This window comes from Xanthomonas cissicola (assembly GCF_008801575.1).
Classification (GTDB): Bacteria; Pseudomonadota; Gammaproteobacteria; order Xanthomonadales; family Xanthomonadaceae; genus Xanthomonas; species Xanthomonas cissicola.
Window position 1 is genome coordinate 1 of sequence record NZ_VZPL01000193.1, and the last position, 1,274, is coordinate 1,274.

Here is a 1,274-nt window from a genome sequence, read left to right on the forward strand (position 1 = left end):
CGGCCTGGCCAAAAACACCGCACACGTGCTGACCTTGTTTGCGCTCTCCAATCTGTGGATGAAGCGAAAGCAGTTGCTGCCGGCTATGGGGAGCGTGCGCCTGTAAACCAGGAAATTCCCACGGAAAGCGCCAGAAATGGCGAAATTCCAAAGATTCAAACGCCACTCTTCGGAACGACGCGACATCCCGCACTCTCAGGCCTCGTTATTCAGACCTTCCTTAGCCAAGGAATCGAGCCGGCATCGGAACAACGAGGTGCTCAACCGTCGTAGGCAGCATATCCTGACAACCATTGAGCCATACCTTGCATTGCTAGACCCGAGGAAGGCTGAAGAGGTCAAGACTGACGTTGCAAGGAGCCTATTTTCCGATGCGATAGCTGCGCCAGCGGAAAAGAGCGAGGATACCAGCAATATCCTCGCTCAACTGTCGAACCTCGTAACGACGATTATTAAGCAAAAGCGGTGATTAGGTCGCATATCGAGGCACTAGCGTAGCGGCTTCGCTTCCTAAAACGGGCGTCCAACGATCGAGCTGGCTGGGCAACAACATCGGGATGCCAAGTCAGGCCTAGTGCAAATGGGCGAATCAAGCGTCTGCCGTTGCCCCCCTCGTGAGCAGCGGGAAGACCAACGCGCACTTTTAGGCTGGAACCCCAAGTCCGAGGGACTGGGCGTTTTCGACCCCGCAGCGTAGTACTGCGCGCCGCGCCGGGCTCCCCGCAAGCACCATATCCACACCAACAAGTTCCAGCTCTGAAGCACCCAGGGCCTCGGCCACCGCACCTGCCACCGCGCCTGTACGCTCCTGCATCTTCTTGCCAAGCCGATGAAGGAACTCGGCCAACACTTGCTCATCATTCGGACGCATCCGCACCGGCAGCGGCTGCAGCGTCGCACGACGGTACAGCAGGTAGGCTGTCGCCATTGCATCACCTGCCTTATCGATCATGGCGTCAAATGCTTCGCGCGCCGCGGCATCCAACACGCTATTGCGCAGGTCGATGCCCTTTTCGGCTAGCTCTGCCACCTCGAGCTCCATGCTCACAATCTGCGTTGCAATCTCCTGACGCATAGCAGCGTACTCCTCCACCAACGCCAGCGAGGATCGTTCTGACGAACGCAGCTTCTGGATCTCGCGCGTTAGGGAAGCTCTGAACAACGCACCACAGATACGCGACACTACCCGCCTCATCATGTAGAGGATCATCTATGCAGCTGACGTTCGGTGACGCTGAGGGCCTGGGCAAGCGCAAGCAGACCCGGCGCGAGAT

General features: G+C 58.0%; 1 protein-coding gene and 1 pseudogene. One reads left to right on the forward strand and one right to left on the reverse strand.

Annotated features, from left to right (window positions below):
• Positions 1 to 106 (forward strand): annotated as a pseudogene (locus F7R02_RS25415) (IS5/IS1182 family transposase); the annotation flags it as partial.
• A 537-nt stretch (positions 107 to 643) separates the two neighbouring features.
• Here the strand turns inward: F7R02_RS25415 and F7R02_RS25425 are convergent.
• Positions 644 to 1,210 carry a hypothetical protein gene (locus tag F7R02_RS25425; RefSeq protein ID WP_151210321.1) on the reverse strand — a complete coding sequence of 189 codons (567 nt, stop codon included), beginning with the start codon at positions 1,208 to 1,210 and terminating at the stop codon, positions 644 to 646.
• Between the last annotated feature and the right edge of the window lie 64 nt (positions 1,211 to 1,274).